The sequence below is a fragment of the Vibrio sp. A1-1 genome, from assembly GCF_021728175.1.
Taxonomy (GTDB): Bacteria; Pseudomonadota; Gammaproteobacteria; order Enterobacterales; family Vibrionaceae; genus Vibrio; species Vibrio diabolicus.
This window is the reverse complement of sequence record NZ_JAKKCL010000023.1, coordinates 1-17,134: the sequence shown is the minus strand read 5'-3', so window position 1 is coordinate 17,134 and position 17,134 is coordinate 1. Positions and strand designations below refer to the sequence as shown.

At 45.6% G+C, this 17,134-nt stretch carries 14 protein-coding genes; 4 read left to right on the top strand and 10 right to left on the bottom strand.

The features are described from left to right. Positions 1 to 76 precede the first annotated feature (76 nt). The 3 genes from L3V30_RS22175 to argC form a co-directional block, all read right to left on the bottom strand. Positions 77 to 1,291 carry an argininosuccinate synthase gene (locus tag L3V30_RS22175; RefSeq protein WP_065645889.1) on the bottom strand — a complete coding sequence of 405 codons (1,215 nt, stop codon included), beginning with the start codon at positions 1,289 to 1,291 and terminating at the stop codon, positions 77 to 79. Positions 1,292 to 1,375: 84 nt separating this feature from the next. Continuing rightward, positions 1,376 to 2,167: an acetylglutamate kinase gene (gene argB, locus L3V30_RS22170; RefSeq protein ID WP_048626700.1), complete on the bottom strand. Its 792-nt coding sequence runs from the start codon at positions 2,165 to 2,167 to the stop codon at positions 1,376 to 1,378. Positions 2,168 to 2,188: 21 nt separating this feature from the next. After that, positions 2,189 to 3,193, bottom strand: coding sequence for an N-acetyl-gamma-glutamyl-phosphate reductase (gene argC, locus L3V30_RS22165; protein ID WP_006742772.1), 1,005 nt, complete (start codon positions 3,191 to 3,193; stop codon positions 2,189 to 2,191). A gap of 144 nt (positions 3,194 to 3,337) precedes the next feature. On the opposite strand from argC, the gene argE reads away from it, so the two are divergent. The 3 genes from argE (at position 3,338) to L3V30_RS22150 (ending at position 8,345) form a co-directional block, all read left to right on the top strand. Further along, on the top strand, positions 3,338 to 4,474 hold the full coding sequence (gene argE, locus L3V30_RS22160) for an acetylornithine deacetylase (RefSeq protein ID WP_047009947.1): 1,137 nt from the start codon (positions 3,338 to 3,340) through the stop codon (positions 4,472 to 4,474). 272 nt (positions 4,475 to 4,746) lie between these two features. Next, positions 4,747 to 7,380, top strand: a complete 2,634-nt coding sequence (gene ppc / locus L3V30_RS22155) for a phosphoenolpyruvate carboxylase (protein ID WP_005395732.1) — start codon at positions 4,747 to 4,749, stop codon at positions 7,378 to 7,380. A gap of 425 nt (positions 7,381 to 7,805) precedes the next feature. Continuing rightward, complete coding sequence (locus L3V30_RS22150; RefSeq protein WP_005395734.1) at positions 7,806 to 8,345, top strand: PadR family transcriptional regulator; 540 nt, start codon at positions 7,806 to 7,808, stop codon at positions 8,343 to 8,345. 74 nt (positions 8,346 to 8,419) lie between these two features. Here L3V30_RS22150 and metF read toward each other — a convergent pair whose 3' ends face one another. From metF to L3V30_RS22135, 3 genes are all read right to left on the bottom strand, one after another. Next, entirely contained in the window at positions 8,420 to 9,322 is a 903-nt protein-coding gene (gene metF / locus L3V30_RS22145; protein WP_012841345.1) for a methylenetetrahydrofolate reductase, read from the bottom strand. 261 nt (positions 9,323 to 9,583) lie between these two features. Then, a complete protein-coding gene (locus L3V30_RS22140; RefSeq protein WP_104969869.1) occupies positions 9,584 to 11,992 on the bottom strand; it encodes a bifunctional aspartate kinase/homoserine dehydrogenase II in 2,409 nt (802 codons plus the stop codon). Between the two features lie 12 nt (positions 11,993 to 12,004). Then, on the bottom strand, positions 12,005 to 13,168 hold the full coding sequence (locus L3V30_RS22135) for an O-succinylhomoserine (thiol)-lyase (RefSeq protein WP_237309917.1): 1,164 nt from the start codon (positions 13,166 to 13,168) through the stop codon (positions 12,005 to 12,007). Positions 13,169 to 13,393: 225 nt separating this feature from the next. Between L3V30_RS22135 and metJ the strand changes: the two genes are divergently transcribed. Next, positions 13,394 to 13,714, top strand: a complete 321-nt coding sequence (gene metJ, locus L3V30_RS22130) for a met regulon transcriptional regulator MetJ (protein WP_005381353.1) — start codon at positions 13,394 to 13,396, stop codon at positions 13,712 to 13,714. Between the two features lie 113 nt (positions 13,715 to 13,827). Here metJ and L3V30_RS22125 read toward each other — a convergent pair whose 3' ends face one another. The 4 genes from L3V30_RS22125 to L3V30_RS22110 all read right to left on the bottom strand — a co-directional run. After that, complete coding sequence (locus tag L3V30_RS22125) at positions 13,828 to 15,105, bottom strand: malic enzyme-like NAD(P)-binding protein (protein ID WP_006742766.1); 1,278 nt, start codon at positions 15,103 to 15,105, stop codon at positions 13,828 to 13,830. Between the two features lie 203 nt (positions 15,106 to 15,308). Then, positions 15,309 to 15,785: a bacterioferritin gene (gene bfr, locus L3V30_RS22120; protein WP_005395745.1), complete on the bottom strand. Its 477-nt coding sequence runs from the start codon at positions 15,783 to 15,785 to the stop codon at positions 15,309 to 15,311. 101 nt (positions 15,786 to 15,886) lie between these two features. Further along, positions 15,887 to 16,075, bottom strand: a complete 189-nt coding sequence (locus L3V30_RS22115) for a bacterioferritin-associated ferredoxin (RefSeq protein ID WP_031780493.1) — start codon at positions 16,073 to 16,075, stop codon at positions 15,887 to 15,889. Between the two features lie 331 nt (positions 16,076 to 16,406). Beyond that, the coding region (locus L3V30_RS22110; RefSeq protein WP_267136969.1) for an EF-Tu/IF-2/RF-3 family GTPase at positions 16,407 to 17,134 on the bottom strand (728 nt) is incomplete at its 5' end.

Below are 17,134 nucleotides of genomic sequence, written 5' to 3'. Positions count from 1 at the left end.
TGCTCATAGACATAAGCCAACAAAAAAGACCTGCTATCCAATAGCAGGTCTTTACTCAATCCGAGATGTGGAGAGATTATTTCTTCTGGCTGTTCAATGCACGGATACGGCTTGATAGCGAGTAAAGACGGATGAAACCACCCGCATGGCTTTGGTCGTAAACCTCATCTTCACCAAAAGTCGCGAACTCTTCTGAGTACAAGCTGTTGTCAGAACGTTTTTGCGTTACCGTGGCTTGGCCTTTATAGAGCTTAACAACCACTTCACCATTCACGTCTTGCGCTAGCTCTTCTGAAGCGGCAAGGATCGACTTACATAGCGGCGTAAACCAACGACCATCGTACACAAGGTGAGACGCTTTTAGCCCCAGCTCTTCACGGAATTCGAATGATGATTTGTCTAGCACGAGCTGTTCAACGGCACGCAGCGCTTCCATCATGATGGTGCCTCCCGGTGTTTCGTAGCAGCCACGAGATTTCATTCCTACTAGACGGTTTTCAACGATATCGATACGACCAACACCGTGCTTCGCACCTTTTTCGTTTAGATAAACCAACGCGTTGTATGGTGTCATCGCTTCGCCATCAACTTCGACCACCTCACCTTTTTCTACTTTCAGCGTGACGTATTCCGCTTCGTTTGGTGCTTGCTCTGGGTCTACAGTCCATACCCAGCAATCTTCGTTTGGTGCGTTCCACGTATCTTCTAGGACGCCACCTTCAGTGGAAATATGCCATGCATTTGCATCACGTGAGTAGATCTTAGTAAGAGACGCTGAACAAGGAATGTTACGCTCAGCTAGGTAATCTAAACATTCTTCACGGCTCACTAGGTCCCATTCACGCCAAGGGGCAATCACTTGTAAGTCTGGTGCTAGTGCTGCGAATGCACCTTCAAAACGTACTTGGTCATTACCTTTACCTGTACAGCCGTGACACAATGCGTCCGCGCCCACTTTACGTGCGACTTCAACCTGTGCTTTAGCAATAATTGGACGCGCCATTGATGTACCCAGCAGGTACTTACCTTCGTAGTACGCGCCGGTTTTTAGCGTTGGGTAAATGTAATCCGCCACCATCTCTTCTTTCAGATCAGCGATGTAACACTCAGAAGCACCTGAAGCTTTTGCTTTCTCTTCAATACCTTCTAGCTCTTCTGCGCCTTGACCAACATCGGCAACGAAAGCAACGACTTCACAATCGTAGTTCTCTTTTAGCCACGGGATAATTACTGAGGTATCTAGACCGCCTGAGTATGCGACTACCACTTTATTTACGTTCACTTTGCTCATCTTTCTTCTCCAAACTTAACTGGCGCTGCGCTCGGCGGTCAGTGCCAACTACTACTTCCTAATATTGAATTCTTTTGCTGATGCTTATTGAGGCAAAAATTGCGTTCCAATACTTTCACCAGCGAATAGCTGTACTAATTTTTCTGGGTAACGCCAGGTCGCGACTTCGATAGGGCGACCAAGATCATTGGCCGCCTCCAAAGCAGCTTTAACTTTGACGATCATGCCGTCTGTGATCACATGTCCATCGATCAACATGTTCGCTTGTTGTTCCGACAGGGTTTTGATCAAATGGCCTTTACCATCTAATACACCACTCACGTCTGATAGCAGGACCAACTCCGCATCTAATGCGCCCGCAACCGCGACTGCGGCTTGGTCAGCATTAACATTCATCATCTGGCCATCTGTGGTTAAGCCAATTGAACTGATGATCGGCAGTGCGCCTGTGTTTAGTACCGCTTGTAATAGCGTTGAATCACCCGGTGATGCTTTACCTACCGCGCCCAACTCTGGGTCAAGTTCTTCAACAAGACACAAACCACCATCCGCAAGGCTAAGACCTACTGCATTGAGTCCATCTGCGATGGCTTGGCCTTGAAGTAGCTTATTCGCTGTGCCTGCAAGCGCGCCTGCAATCACCGGAATTTGATCGTAAGGCGTTACGCGTAAACCGTTTTTCTTTACGGTTTCAAGCTGAAGCTTTGCCATCAACTCATCAACTAGGTAGCCACCGCCATGAACGATGGCGATTTGTCGCTGTGCCGATTTTTGGTAAGCCGCAATAGCACCAAACAGTTGGCTTAAGGTTTGAGTGCAAGATAGAGCTGCACCGCCTAGCTTAATGACTAAAGGAGCTTGATTGGTTTGCGTCATCGCATTTCCCTCTTTCAACGACTACAGCAACGCTGTCAGTTCTGGGTAACCATAATGAATATTGAGACATTGCATCGCTTGACTTGATGCACCTTTGAGTAGGTTGTCGATGGCTGAAATCACAATGATGTGTTCACCTTGTACCTTCCAGCCGATATCGCAGAAAGGGGTATTTTCGACATCCTGAATACGTGGAATGCCATCGCCTTTTAAACGCACGGCAGGCTTTCCTAGATAAGCTTGTTCAAATGCTTGAGCGACTTGTTGCTCTGTAACGCCTGATGCTAGCTTCATGGTGATCGTGGCAAGAATGCCGCGTTTAAAGTTGCCTAGGTGCGGAGTAAAAATCACATCGCAACCTAAGTGCTGAGCAATTTCTGGTTGGTGACGATGAGTAAATACACCATAAGGTTGCAAGCTCACTTCACAGAAACTGTTCACCATAGAAGCTTTACGCCCAGCTCCGGACACACCGCTGGTCGCGTTAATGACAGGCCATTGATTGGTATCCACTAATGCATTTTCGAGTAGAGGTTTGATGGCTAACTGCGAAGCAGTCGGGTAGCAACCTGCTACAGCAACTAAGGGAGCAGTTTTAATTGATTCCTGGTTCCACTCTGCTAAGCCGTATGCAGCTTTATCTAGCCAGTTATTATGTTGATGCTCGAAGCCATAAAAGGTGTTGTAAAAACCTTCACTTTGGACGCGGAATGCCCCCGATAAATCGAATACCTGACAGCCTGCCTCCAAGAAAGTTGGGGCTAGATCGTGGCTCACCTCATGAGCCGTTGCTAAAAACACCACATCCGATTCTTGAGCGATTTGCAGTGGATCCGTTAGTGGCGAGACCGGCATATCAATGATGCCTGCTAACTTACCGTGCAGCTGCGCAATATTCTTTCCTGCATCAACACTGTTGGCGGAAACGTATAAACCTGATAGCGTAAGTTGTGGGTGTTTATTAACCATTAACGCTAACTCTGCGCCGGTGTAACCGCTGGCTCCAATAATCGTGGTTTTTAGCATTGTGTGACATCCATATACTTAAAGGCTAAAATGACTATTCATATTTAATTTTTGCTTTATTTTGATTTTTTATTCATTAAACATGATTTAATATGTGTTTTACATTTTTGTGGTCTGTCTGTCAACAGGAGATTTGAAGAATCCATGCAATTACCAACTTTTCTAGAGGTCTATGAAGGACTCATCAGCACCTCTTCTATCAGCTCCACGGATCCGAGCTGGGATCAGGGCAATGCAAAAGTCATCGAAAAACTCGCATCTTGGTTTAAAGATCTGGGTTTTAGCGTTGAAGTGATCGAGGTCGAGCCAGGCAAGCACAATATGATTGCACGTATGGGTGAGGGTGAAGGCGGCCTTTTACTTGCGGGCCATAGTGATACCGTGCCATTCGATCAAGGGCGATGGAGTTTTGATCCACATAAACTGACTGAAAAAGACAACCGCTTTTACGGTTTAGGCACGGCAGACATGAAAGGCTTTTTTGCCTTTATTTACGAAGCCGTCAAAAAAGTCGACTGGAGCAAGCAAGCCAAGCCGCTATACGTATTAGCCACTTGTGACGAAGAAACCACCATGTTGGGTGCGCGACATTTCACCGTAAACGCCCCTTTTAAGCCGGATTACTGCATTATTGGTGAGCCTACCAGCCTCGTTCCTATTCGCGGCCACAAAGGTCATGTGGCTAATGCAATTCGGGTCACGGGTAAGTCAGGCCATTCATCCGATCCTGCCTTAGGCGTTAACGCGATTGAGATCATGCATGAAGTGATGTTTGCCATGATGCAACTGCGCGATAAATTGGTGAAAGAATACCACCATCCGGGTTTTGCCATTCCAAGCCCTACCCTAAACCTTGGACACATTCACGGCGGTGACAGCGCTAACCGTATTTGTGGTTGCTGTGAGCTGCACTATGATGTTCGCCCACTACCAGGGATCAGCCTGGATGGCCTAGAAAATATGCTGCGCGGAGCATTAAAAGAAGTCGAAGCAAAGTGGCCTGGACGCTTGGAGATAATTCCGTTACATGAACCAATTCCGGGTTACGAATGCCAACATGACCACCCATTTATCGGTGGTGTTGAAGAGATCTGCCAAACCAGTTCAGAAACCGTGAACTACTGTACTGAGGCGCCCTTCTTACAACAGCTCTGTCCAACCTTAGTTCTCGGCCCCGGTTCAATTGACCAAGCGCACCAACCGGATGAGTTTCTCTCATTTGATTTTATCGATCCCACAATTGATGTGCTTTCAAAGGCAATGGTCAAGTATTGCTGTTAATACACGAATAAACTCAAAAGTCAGTGCAGCTCGATTGAGCTGCATCTTTTTATCTTCACAATTTAGCGCTAGCCTTAACACTTCTTTAACTTGTTATTTTGTAATTAATTTTCACTTCTTATTCTACAGCTGCCGTAAATTTGCTCTAAATCAGGAGACAGCGGAATAATTGCAAACTTAGTCTGCTTTATTTGACTATAACTGGTGCTTTTCGCTAGATTGGAGTCTTAACAAGGACAATGGATGTAGTTTTTTTACGAGGCAGGACGACAATGAACGAGAAATACGCCGCACTCAAAAGTAATGTGCGCATGTTAGGCCACTTATTGGGTAACACCATTCGCGATGCCCATGGCGAAGAAATCTTCGAGAAAGTGGAAACCATTCGTAAATTATCCAAATCAGCTCAAGCAGGAAATCAAGCAGACAGGGACAGCTTGATCGAAGAAATCAAACATTTACCTGATGAGCAACTAACGCCCGTTACCCGTGCGTTTAACCAATTTCTAAATCTCACCAATATTGCTGAGCAATACCACACGATTTCACGCCACTGTGAAGAACACATCTGTGAACCAGACGCGATTAACTCGCTGTTTTCTAAACTGGTACAAAACGATGTGAGCAAACTGGACACTGCGCAAGCGGTTCGTGATCTGAATATTGAATTGGTATTGACGGCTCACCCAACGGAAATCACGCGTCGCACGATGATCAACAAGTTGGTCAAGATCAACGAGTGCTTATCAAAGTTGGAACTGAGTGATCTTTCTTCTAAAGAGCGCAAGAAAACCGAGCGTCGCTTAGAGCAACTTATCGCACAAAGCTGGCATTCTGACGTAATTCGTCAACAACGCCCTACTCCATTGGATGAAGCGAAATGGGGTTTTGCCGTAGTAGAAAACTCACTGTGGGAAGCAGTGCCAGACTTCTTACGTGAAATGCACGATCGCTTGAAATCTTACTTGGGTGAAGGTTTACCAATTGATGCGCGCCCTGTGCACTTCTCTTCTTGGATGGGGGGTGACCGCGACGGTAACCCGTTCGTCACTCATAGCGTGACGCGTGAAGTATTGCTTCTGTCTCGTTGGAAAGCTGCAGATCTTTATCTCAATGACATCAACGAGTTGATCAGTGAACTGTCTATGACGGTTTCAAACGATCAAGTTCGTGAACTTGCTGGCGAAGATCAGCACGAACCATATCGTGCGATCCTGAAACAACTTCGCTCACTATTGAACGAAACCAAAGATATTCTCGATGCTAAAATCCATGGTCAAAAACTGGCCGTTAAAGCTCCGTTGCAAAAAGTCGAGCAACTTTGGGAACCTCTGTATGCCTGTTACCAGTCGCTAAATGAATGTGGCATGGGTGTGATCGCAAATGGCTCTCTACTGGATACATTGCGCCGCGTAAAAGCATTTGGTATTCATCTTGTTCGCCTTGATATCCGCCAAGAGAGCACGCGTCATTCAGACGTATTGTCTGAATTAACCCGCTACTTAGGCATTGGTGATTACGAACAATGGAGCGAGCAAGATAAGATTGCTTTCCTAACCAACGAACTCGCATCTAAACGTCCTCTTCTGCCTCGTGATTGGGAACCATCAGAACCTGTCAAAGAGGTTTTGGACACCTGTAAGATTATTGCAGCACAACCGCGTGAAGCATTCGGTGCCTACGTTATTTCTATGGCACGCACTGCATCAGATGTGTTAGCAGTCCACCTACTTCTGCAAGAAGCTGGCTGCCCATATCGTATGGATGTTTGCCCGTTATTCGAGACGCTAGACGACTTGAACAATGCAGAATCGGTCATCAAACAGCTGATGGGTATCGACCTATACCGTGGCTTTATCCAAAACCACCAAATGGTCATGATTGGTTACTCTGACTCAGCGAAAGATGCGGGTGTCATGTCTGCAGGCTGGGCTCAGTACCATGCGATGGAATCGTTAGTAAAAGTGGCGGAAGAAGAAGGTGTTGAACTGACTCTATTCCACGGTCGTGGCGGTACAGTAGGCCGCGGCGGCGCGCCAGCACACGCAGCACTTCTGTCTCAACCACCAAAAAGCTTGAAAGGTGGTTTGCGCGTAACAGAACAGGGCGAGATGATCCGCTTTAAACTGGGCCTTCCAGATGTCGCCGTAAACAGTTTTAACCTTTACGCGAGCGCGATTCTAGAAGCTAACCTATTGCCACCACCAGAGCCAAAACAAGAATGGCGCGACTTAATGGAAGTGCTATCAGAAGTTAGCTGCGAGTCTTATCGCAACGTAGTTCGCGGCGAGCCTGATTTTGTGCCTTACTTCCGTCAAGCGACACCAGAGCTCGAGCTCGGTAAGTTGCCACTTGGCTCTCGTCCTGCAAAACGTAATCCGAAGGGCGGAGTGGAAAGCTTACGTGCAATCCCGTGGATCTTCTCGTGGAGCCAAAATCGTTTGGTACTTCCAGCATGGTTAGGTGCGGGTGAAGCGATTCAATACTCGATCGATAAAGGCCACCAAGCGTTGCTCGAAGAGATGTGTCGTGAATGGCCGTTCTTCTCGACTCGCCTTGGCATGTTAGAAATGGTGTACTCGAAGTGTAATATCGATATTTCTCGCTATTACGATGAGCGATTGGTGGATGAATCACTCCGTCCACTCGGTGAAAAGCTGCGCGCTCAGCTTCAAGAAGATATCAAAGCAGTACTGAATGTAGAGAACAACGAAAACTTGATGCAGCATGACCCTTGGGGACTCGAATCGATTCGCTTGCGCAACATCTACGTTGAGCCATTGAACATGCTACAAGCCGAGTTGCTATACCGTACACGCCAAACCGAAGAAGCATCTGCAAACCTAGAAGAAGCGCTAATGGTGACAATTGCTGGTATTGCAGCTGGCATGCGCAACACAGGCTAATCGCTTCATTTGTAATAAAAAAGCTGAGCAAGTGCTCAGCTTTTTTTTGGCGCAGGATAATTGCACAACCAAAAGGCAGTTTAATAAACTATAAAAAACCCAAAAATTACCACACAAAAAGAATAAAAAACCACAAGTTAACACTATTGATTATTATGTTAGTTTTTTAGGGTAATTTTGTCCTACTATTCCACTTCATGCTTATTATTTATATACTACTTGCCTGCTGAGAGCTCATAAATCCAATCATACCTGCTCCAGCCATGATGGGACTCCCCATCTCTCTAGGTGATAAACGGCTTTAAGGTGACAGGACCAACATTGTTGGTGCTACTTATACATTAAAAAACTCAAGTGCCAGAAAGAGCACAGCTGAAAGTATAAGTAGCTTGTTTACAAGTTTATTGACCATTTGGATTGAAGACATGTCATTACCACACGTAATCTTAACTGTTCTTAGCACTCGCGACGCAACCGGTTACGATATCACTAAAGAATTCTCTGCTAGCATCGGTTACTTCTGGAAAGCAAGCCACCAACAAGTGTACCGTGAACTCAATAAAATGGCCGAGAAAGAGCTGGTTACTTGCGTATTAGAACCCCAAGAAGGCAAACCAGACCGTAAGGTTTACTCCATCACAGATGCTGGTCGCAGCGCTTTAGGAGAATGGTTTGATCAACCAACTGCACACCCGACTGTTCGTGATGAATTTTCAGCGAAATTGATGGCATGTGCCGTTCAACCATCAACACCTTTCCGTGATCAACTCGCCGAACTGGTTGAAGAGTCTCGCAAACTGGTTTCTCACTACAAAGAAATTGAAGCGGCTTACTACGCAACGCCGTCAACTTTAGACAAACAAGCTCGCCTAGAGCGTTTAACGCTTCGTCGTAACCTACTGTTACGTGAAACGTGGATCACTTGGGCTGAAGAAGTCCTAACAGAACTTGAAGTGATTGGTTAATTTCCTTTTACTTTGATACAACGAAAAAGGCTTGCCACTCGGCAAGCCTTTTGTCTTTTTGAAACCCGGTCGATTTATGCACCTACTGCAACGCGAGGACGAACGCCTAGCGTATGACATAAAGCGTAAGTCATCTCTGCACGGTTTAGGGTGTAGAAGTGGAAATCCTTAACGCCTTCACGACTAAGTACGCGCACCATATCAATAGCTTGGCTAGCTCCTACAAGCTGACGAGTCACCGGATCATCATCCAAGCCTTCGAACTGTTTACTCATCCAGCCTGGTACTTTCACATTGTTCTGCGCAGCAAAGCGAGACGCTTGCTTAAAGTTCGATACAGGCAAAATTCCTGGCACAATTTCTACGTCAATTCCTGCCGCTACACAACGGTCACGGAATCGCAGATAAGACTCAACATCAAAAAAGAACTGAGTAATTGCACGGTTTGCACCTGCATCTACCTTACGTTTTAAGTTCAATAAGTCAGACTGCGCACTTTTAGCTTCAGGGTGAACCTCAGGAAACGCGGCTACTGAGATATCAAAATCGTGACGTGATTTCAGCAGCTCAACCAGATCCGAGGCATACATGTCAGGCGCACCGCCACCAGGAGGAATATCACCACGCAGAGCAACGATATTTTCAATGCCATTATTCCAGTAATCATCGGCAATATTAATCAACTCTTCGCGAGTCGCATCAATACAAGTGAGGTGAGGAGCAGCAACCAATCCGGTTGTTGCTTTGATTTCTTTAATGATGGAGTGCGTTCTGTCACGCTCGCCAGAGTTAGCGCCGTAAGTCACAGAAACAAATTTAGGTTGGAGCGTTTTAAGACGGTGCACTGAATTCCAGAGTGTCTCTTCCATCTTAGCGCTGCTTGGTGGAAAAAACTCAAATGATACATTGATGTTGTCTGACAACTCAGCAATATTCTGGTTCAAGGCGTCAATATGGCCTGCGTGCGTGTATCCCATCTTACTCTCCCTGTGGCACTCCGCCACGAAAACAAATTCCTTAAATCGACGTTTAGACGTCTATATGTCTACAGAATGTATTGAATACGATTTAATGTCAACCTTGTAATTATGAATTTTTCTCAAGTTAATAATGAGGATAGTTCAAGTTATTACTTGAACGTTATTTCACCACTTATCACAAGCCGATACTTCAGTATGGCACTGAAGGCAAAATAAAAAACCCTGGTCGGGTTCCAGGGTTTTAGGTATCTCGCAACTTTAGAATAAACCGGCTAATCGGTTGAGGTCGGATTGAATCGCGCCGGCTGTCACTTCTCTTCCTGCGCCAGGCCCTCGAATAACGAGTGGGTTATCTTTGTACCACTTACTTTCAATGGCAAAAATGTTGTCGCACGGCAGTAGGTTGGCGAGCGCATGTTCACGAGATAACGCTTCTACTCCCACCGTCGCTTTACCATTTTTTTCTAAACGAGCAACGTAGCGAAGCACTTGGTCGTTTCTCTGTGCTTTTGTCAGGCGCTCTTGCAGTATTTCACTCAACAGCCCTCCGTTATCGAAGAAGTCATCGATGCTAAGTTCTCTTAATTCTTCTGGTACCAGAGATTCAACCTTAACGCTGCCCGGCTCAATATCGAGACCAGACTCTCGAGCTAAGATAACCAGCTTACGCATCACATCTGAACCATCTAAATCAGAACGAGGATCAGGCTCTGTTAAACCTTGCTGCCAAGCGAGGTCGACTAAATCATTAAATGGTACTGAGCCGTCAAATTGTTGGAATAACCATGATAACGTCCCTGAGAAAATACCCGATAGAGCAACGATCTCATCACCACTTTCACGTAGATCTCGCACGGTATGGTTTATCGGTAACCCCGCACCAACCGTCGCATTGTACAGCCAATAACGACCAATTTTAGCGAATGCATCTTGAACCTGATGGTAATACTGGCTATCAGCCGAACCCGCCACTTTGTTAGCGGAAATCAAATGAATGCCCTGCTGCGCAATTTCTACATAGCGCTGAGCTAAGTCTTTGCTCGCTGTCACATCAAGCACTACGGCTTCATCGTAATTTTTTAGCGCTCCTAAGTGAGTCAACCAAGACCCATCGTTTGCTAGGCTTTCATCATCAAATCGTTCAGCAACACTTGCTGCATCAATACCTTGCTCATCGAACCAGTAGGTTTGACTATCCACGACCGCTACAAGGTCAAAGCTCATTCCATGACGTTTTTCGAGCTCACCTTTTTGAGTTGCAAATAAATTTAACCAACTAGAACCAATGTTGCCCTTGCCACATAAAGCCACCGCCACGCGCTTTTGCGCTTGGAACAACTGGCTATGAATCGTTTGAACCAACACTTCGGTATCAGTACGACGCAAAACGGCGACTAAACTCAGCCCCGACTCAGTTTCAGAAATAAATTCAACCGGAGAGTGTTTTAACTTCTGATAGAAACCAAAACAATGGTTGGCGTTTTTCGTAACGCCAGCGCCTACCGCCGCTAAGAGAGAGTAGCCTTCTTTGAGCTTAATCTCCGCTTCAACCGCAAGCTCTTGTAAGTGTTTCAGTGCGCCACCGGCAATTTCTGCGGTATACGCCAAGCGCAACGTGTGTTGATCGGGCTGTGCCTCAAATGCCAATGGCTCCAATTGCGCTCGCTGCAACGCTTGTAATACATCATTCTGTGTTTTTTCGAAGTCGTGCCCATGCATGAAAGACAGCTGCACCAATAAAACATCATCCAGCGAGGTAATAATTTTAGCGCCACGGCCAGACGCTAAGACACGCTCAATACGAGTAGAGCCCGATTCCGGCAGATAGCTACACTTGAGGTTGAGATCCATAGTACTTTGCGCCACAGGCTGAAGTGTACGACTGTGTAGGACTGGGGCGGCTAAACGGGCGAGTTCGCTGGCTTCATCCAATCGAAGCAACGGTAACAGACACGCGTCTGCCACCAAACGCGGATCGGCACTATAGACACCAGCAACGTCACTCCAAATGGTGACTGTGCTCACTTCAGCCAGAGCACCAATGACAGTTGCAGAATAGTCAGAGCCATTACGACCAAGTAAAATGGTTTCGCCCGCCTCGTTCTGAGCCATAAAGCCAGTAATTACCACACGTTTATGATTGTGTTGCGCGAGAACTTCTTTTATCAAAGGATATGAACGAGCGCGATCAACTTCAGGTTGAGTCCCGGCTTCCGCACGTAAAAACGCTCGTGCATCTTGTGCAACAGCGGGGATAGAACGTTGAGATAATAACGCGGCCAATAGGCGAGCAGACCAAACTTCTCCGTGTCCTAGTACCGCGGCTTTTTGCGCGCCAGTGAGTGGTGCTGTCAGCTCAGATAAGGTACTGAACTCATCATGCAGTAACGCTAATAGTTCTTCTTGTACTTCATTTTCCAACAAGTTTTCTATTAGCTCCGTTTGGAACTGCCTTAGGCTTTGAAGTGCTTCATGCGCGATTCGGCCATCTTTGTCTAGCCCTTCCAGGAACTCAATCAAGCGGTTAGTGGTTTTTCCTGCCGCCGAGACGACCACAAGATCATTTTCCGTCGAATACTCCTTAAGAATATCCACAACGCGTAAATAGCATTCTGGGTTTGCTAAGCTACTGCCACCAAACTTATGCAGCTGACGTTGTACAGTCATTATTCTCGTCTCCTATTGTTGGGCAGCTTTAGCGAATGCTTGCTCTAAATCTGTGATGAGATCTTGTGCATCTTCCAAGCCGACAGACAAACGCAATAGTTGATGCGACACCCCCGCTTCTGCCAGTGCTTCCTCTCCCATAGCGCGATGCGTCATGGATGCCGGATGACAAATCAAGCTTTCAACTCCACCTAATGACTCAGCCAATGAAAACAGTTGGAGCTCTTTAACGAACACTTTTAACTGCTCAAACGAACCGGCAAACTCAAAGCTCAGCATAGAGCCAAAGCCCGTTTGCTGCTTTTTGGCAATGTCATGACCTGGGTGCTCCGGCAAGCTTGGATGATAAATGGTTTTAACTAACCCTTGCTTCTGGAGATAAGCCAGTACCTGCTGTGAACTCTCTTCATGCACTCGCATGCGAGCACCAAGTGTACGAATGCCTCGCAACGTCATATAACTATCGAAAGGTGTGCCAGTCGCACCAATGCAATTTCCCCACCATGCAAGCTCTTCTGCATGCGCTTCTGTTTTGGTGATGATCACGCCACCAATCACGTCTGAATGACCGTTGATGTACTTCGTTGTGGAGTGGATAACAAAATCCGCACCTAGCTCTAAAGGTTTTTGGTACACGGGTGTCAAAAAGGTATTGTCCACCGCAACTAACGCGCCGACTTGTTTCGCTTTTTCACAGGTAGCTGCAATATCCACTACGCGAACCAGAGGGTTTGACGGAGTTTCTAGCAAAATGAGTTTTGGTTTTTGTGCTAATGCTGCATCCAAAGCTTGCTCGTCTGATTGATCGACAAACTGAACCTTAAAATCGCCTTTGTTGGCTCGGGTATTAAAAAGACGATAGGTGCCGCCATAACAATCGTGAGGAGCAATAATGAGATCATCAGGGCCAAGAAAAGCGGACACCCATAAATTTAATGCCGACGTACCGCAGTTCGTGACAACCGCTCCTTTTCCAGACTCGAGTTCAGATAACGCACTTTCCAACAGTCCGCGGTTTGGATTTCCAGATCGCGTGTAATCATACTTAGGTACTTCACCAAAAGCAGGAAAACCATAGTTAGTGGAAAGATAAATAGGTGGAACGACAGCGTGATATTGGCTGTCTGATTCAATACCAGTGCGTACTGCAATGGTCGCAGGTTTGCGAGAGCTCATGGGTGTATCCTTTCACGGGTAATGACTTCTAAAGAGGAATGCGCTATATCTAATGAGTAAAATAAAGTGATCAACACGCTTCCTTTGCTGTTCTGTTCACTTTACTCGTCAAAAAATGAGACGTCAACACTTCTAGACGTCTATATGTCTTTGCTTATGGCGGTAAATGCAGCTAAAATCAGCACCTAAATTATTTTTAACCGATTACATAAATGAAGGTGTGCAATGGCTGACTGGAATGGCGAATACATTAGCCCATATGCAGAGCACGGCAAAAAAAGCGAACAAGTAAAAAAAATTACCGTCTCTATCCCGCTAAAAGTTTTAAAAGTGCTAACTGATGAGCGTACTCGCCGTCAGATCAATAACTTACGCCATGCAACCAATAGTGAATTACTATGCGAAGCATTTTTGCACGCGTATACAGGTCAGCCACTTCCAACAGATGAAGACCTTCGTAAAGACCGTCCAGATGATATTCCAACAGAAGTAAAAGCACTGATGACGGAAATGGGCATCGAATTTGAGTCGTTTGACGAAGAGTAAAAAAGCGAGGCTGGAGGCTTCAGATAGCAATTCTTATCTCAAGCCAACAGAATGACATAAAAAATGGGACGCGATTGCGTCCCATTTTTTGTACATCACATCTAATAGATATATTACTCTGCCATGTAGTTTTCAGGCATCTCGATACGAGCAACACCTGAATCAACCGCCGCCTGAGCCACTGCTTTTGCAACACGTGGTAGTAAACGTGAGTCCATTGGTTTTGGAATGATGTAGTCTGCACCAAACTCAAGCTTATCGACGCCTGCGGCCTTCAATACAGTTTCAGGTACAGGCTCTTTTGCTAGCTCACGAATCGCCTCAACGGCTGCAAGTTTCATTTCATCATTGATTTCACTTGCGCGCACATCAAGAGCACCACGGAAGATGAATGGGAAACACAATACGTTGTTTACTTGGTTCGGGTAATCACTACGGCCAGTACCCATGATCAAATCATCACGAACAGCGTGGGCAAGTTCCGGCTTAATTTCAGGATCTGGATTCGAACATGCAAATACGATTGGCTTATCTGCCATCAGCTTCAACGCTTCCGCTGGCAATAGGTTTGGACCAGATACACCTAGGAACAGATCCGCGCCTTCAATCACATCTTCTAATGTGCGTTTGTCCGTGTTGTTTGCGAATAGCTGCTTGTATTCATTAAGATCATCACGACGAGTGTGGATCACACCTTTACGATCCAGCATGTAAATTTTTTCGCGCATTGCACCACATTTAATCAGCAGCTCCATACACGCAACAGCTGCAGCGCCAGCGCCAAGACAAACGATCGTTGAGTCTTCAAGCTTCTTACCTTGAAGTTCGATCGCGTTCAGCATGCCTGCCGCCGTTACAATCGCAGTACCGTGCTGATCATCGTGGAATACTGGTACATCACAACGCTCAATTAAACGCTTTTCAATCTCAAAGCAATCTGGTGCTTTAATATCTTCAAGGTTGATACCACCAAAGGTGTCTGCAATGCTTGCGACAGTATCAACAAATTCATCGATCGTGCGGTGCTTAACTTCAATATCAATCGAATCAAGACCTGCAAAACGCTTAAACAGTAACGCTTTACCTTCCATTACTGGCTTAGATGCAAGTGGACCTAGGTTACCTAGACCTAAAATAGCGGTACCGTTAGAAATAACAGCAACCATGTTGCCTTTCGCTGTGTACTTGTACACGTTATCAGGGTTTTGTGCGATCTCACGCACTGGTTCTGCAACACCAGGGCTGTAAGCAAGGGCAAGATCACCCGCCGTTTCCGCAGGCTTTGTCAATTCGACAGCAATCTTCCCTGGGGTTGGATAAGCATGGTAATCCAATGCTTTTTGGCGATGTTCTTCTTCTGGAGTGGCTGCTTGGCGATTGTCTTCAGACATGGACGTTTCTCTTTTTTATTTTTAGGTAAGGGGGGATAAATTCTATCGGATAGAAATCAAACTTCATAGGCAAGATTGCGAGCAATATCCTTAAAAAGCCGATAATAAAAGAGATTAGACCAGATAGCGGGGATAAGCACCTGATTTTCGAGTCAGGTGCTCTTTTCTTCTTACAATTGAAGTGCGCAAAATCCTGGACGTTATTACTCTTCGTCTACGTATTGCGCTTGGAGGTAGTTCTCAATGCCAGACATTTCAATCAAGCCAAGTTGCGTCTCTAGCCAATCAACATGCTCTTCTTCATCTTCAAGAATATCTTGAAACAGATCGCGAGACACATAGTCTCGAATGTCTTCAGCATAAGCAATCGCATCTTTTAAATCTGGAATGGCGGCCATTTCAAGCTTTAAGTCACACTCGAGCATTTCTTTAGTGTCTTCACCTATCATCAACTTGCCTAAATCTTGTAGATTAGGTAAGCCCTCAAGAAACAAAATACGCTCAATCAGATGATCGGCATGTTTCATCTCATCGATAGATTCGTGATATTCCTTATCTGCTAGGTGCTTTAACCCCCAGTCCTTATACATTCGAGCATGAAGAAAATACTGATTAATAGCGATGAGCTCATTTCCGAGCACTTTATTGAGATGTTGGATGATGATTGGATCGCCTTTCATGACAAAAACCTCCTCTTTGGCTTCATTTAAATGTAGAAGCAAATGAGAAGGTGTCAAAACGCTAGGCAAATAATTACTTAATTACTGCATGCTCACAGTAATTAGCTAGCTTGTTTGAATACCGTGTAACTGGTTTCCGCTAAAATATCCTTGGCCTGTCTGATGCACTTACCACATTGGCTACCCAATGCTGTGCATTTTTTGATTCCTTTAATATCCGTTACGCCTTCATCTATCGCCAACTTCCTAATTTTCTTGTCGGAGACCCCATGGCAAAGACAAACGTACATACTCAAAAACCTATTAAATTAACCTGTGGCAACCAATATAAACAAGAATAGTTCTTGTTACCAGTCGCATTGATAGGCCTATTCAGAATATTTTGTTATATAGATTTGGGGACAGTAGTCAAAGATCAGAGAGTTAGGTGCTACGACCAAAGGTGTTGAAAAATAGAGCCGGTAATATTCTGTTTTTAAATTAAAAAATTAACGCATTTCCTACGAACACTTATAACCAAATATAATTTAGATATAAAAAAGGGAAGCCTAAGCTTCCCTTTCTCGATGCGCTTTCTTCATAAAGAAGAAGAGTGCAAGATTTCGTTTAATTCGTTATGAATTAGTCGAAGATCTTAGCAACAACACCAGCACCTACTGTACGGCCACCTTCACGGATCGCGAAACGTAGACCTTCGTCCATTGCGATTGGTGCGATTAGCTCAACAGTCATCTGTACGTTGTCACCTGGCATTACCATTTCTACGCCTTCTGGTAGCTGGATGTCACCAGTTACGTCAGTTGTACGGAAGTAGAACTGTGGACGGTAGCCTTTGAAGAATGGAGTGTGACGACCACCTTCATCTTTAGACAGTACGTATACTTCTGATTCGAACTTCGTGTGTGGAGTGATTGAACCAGGCTTCGCTAGTACTTGACCACGTTCAACTTCGTCACGCTTAGTACCACGTAGAAGTGCACCAACGTTCTCACCAGCACGGCCTTCGTCTAGAAGCTTACGGAACATCTCAACACCAGTACATGTAGTAGTAGTAGTGTCTTTGATCCCTACGATAGCAACTTCGTCACCTACAGTTAGGATACCACGCTCGATACGGCCAGTTACTACTGTACCACGACCTTGGATTGAGAATACGTCTTCGATAGGCATTAGGAATGGCTGATCTACCGCACGCTCTGGCTCAGGGATGTAAGTATCTAGAGCTTCAGCTAGTTCAACGATTTTCGCTTCCCACTGCTCTTCGCCGTTTAGTGCGCCTAGTGCAGAACCTTGGATAACTGGTAGGTCATCACCTGGGAAATCGTATTCAGATAGAAGTTCACGAACTT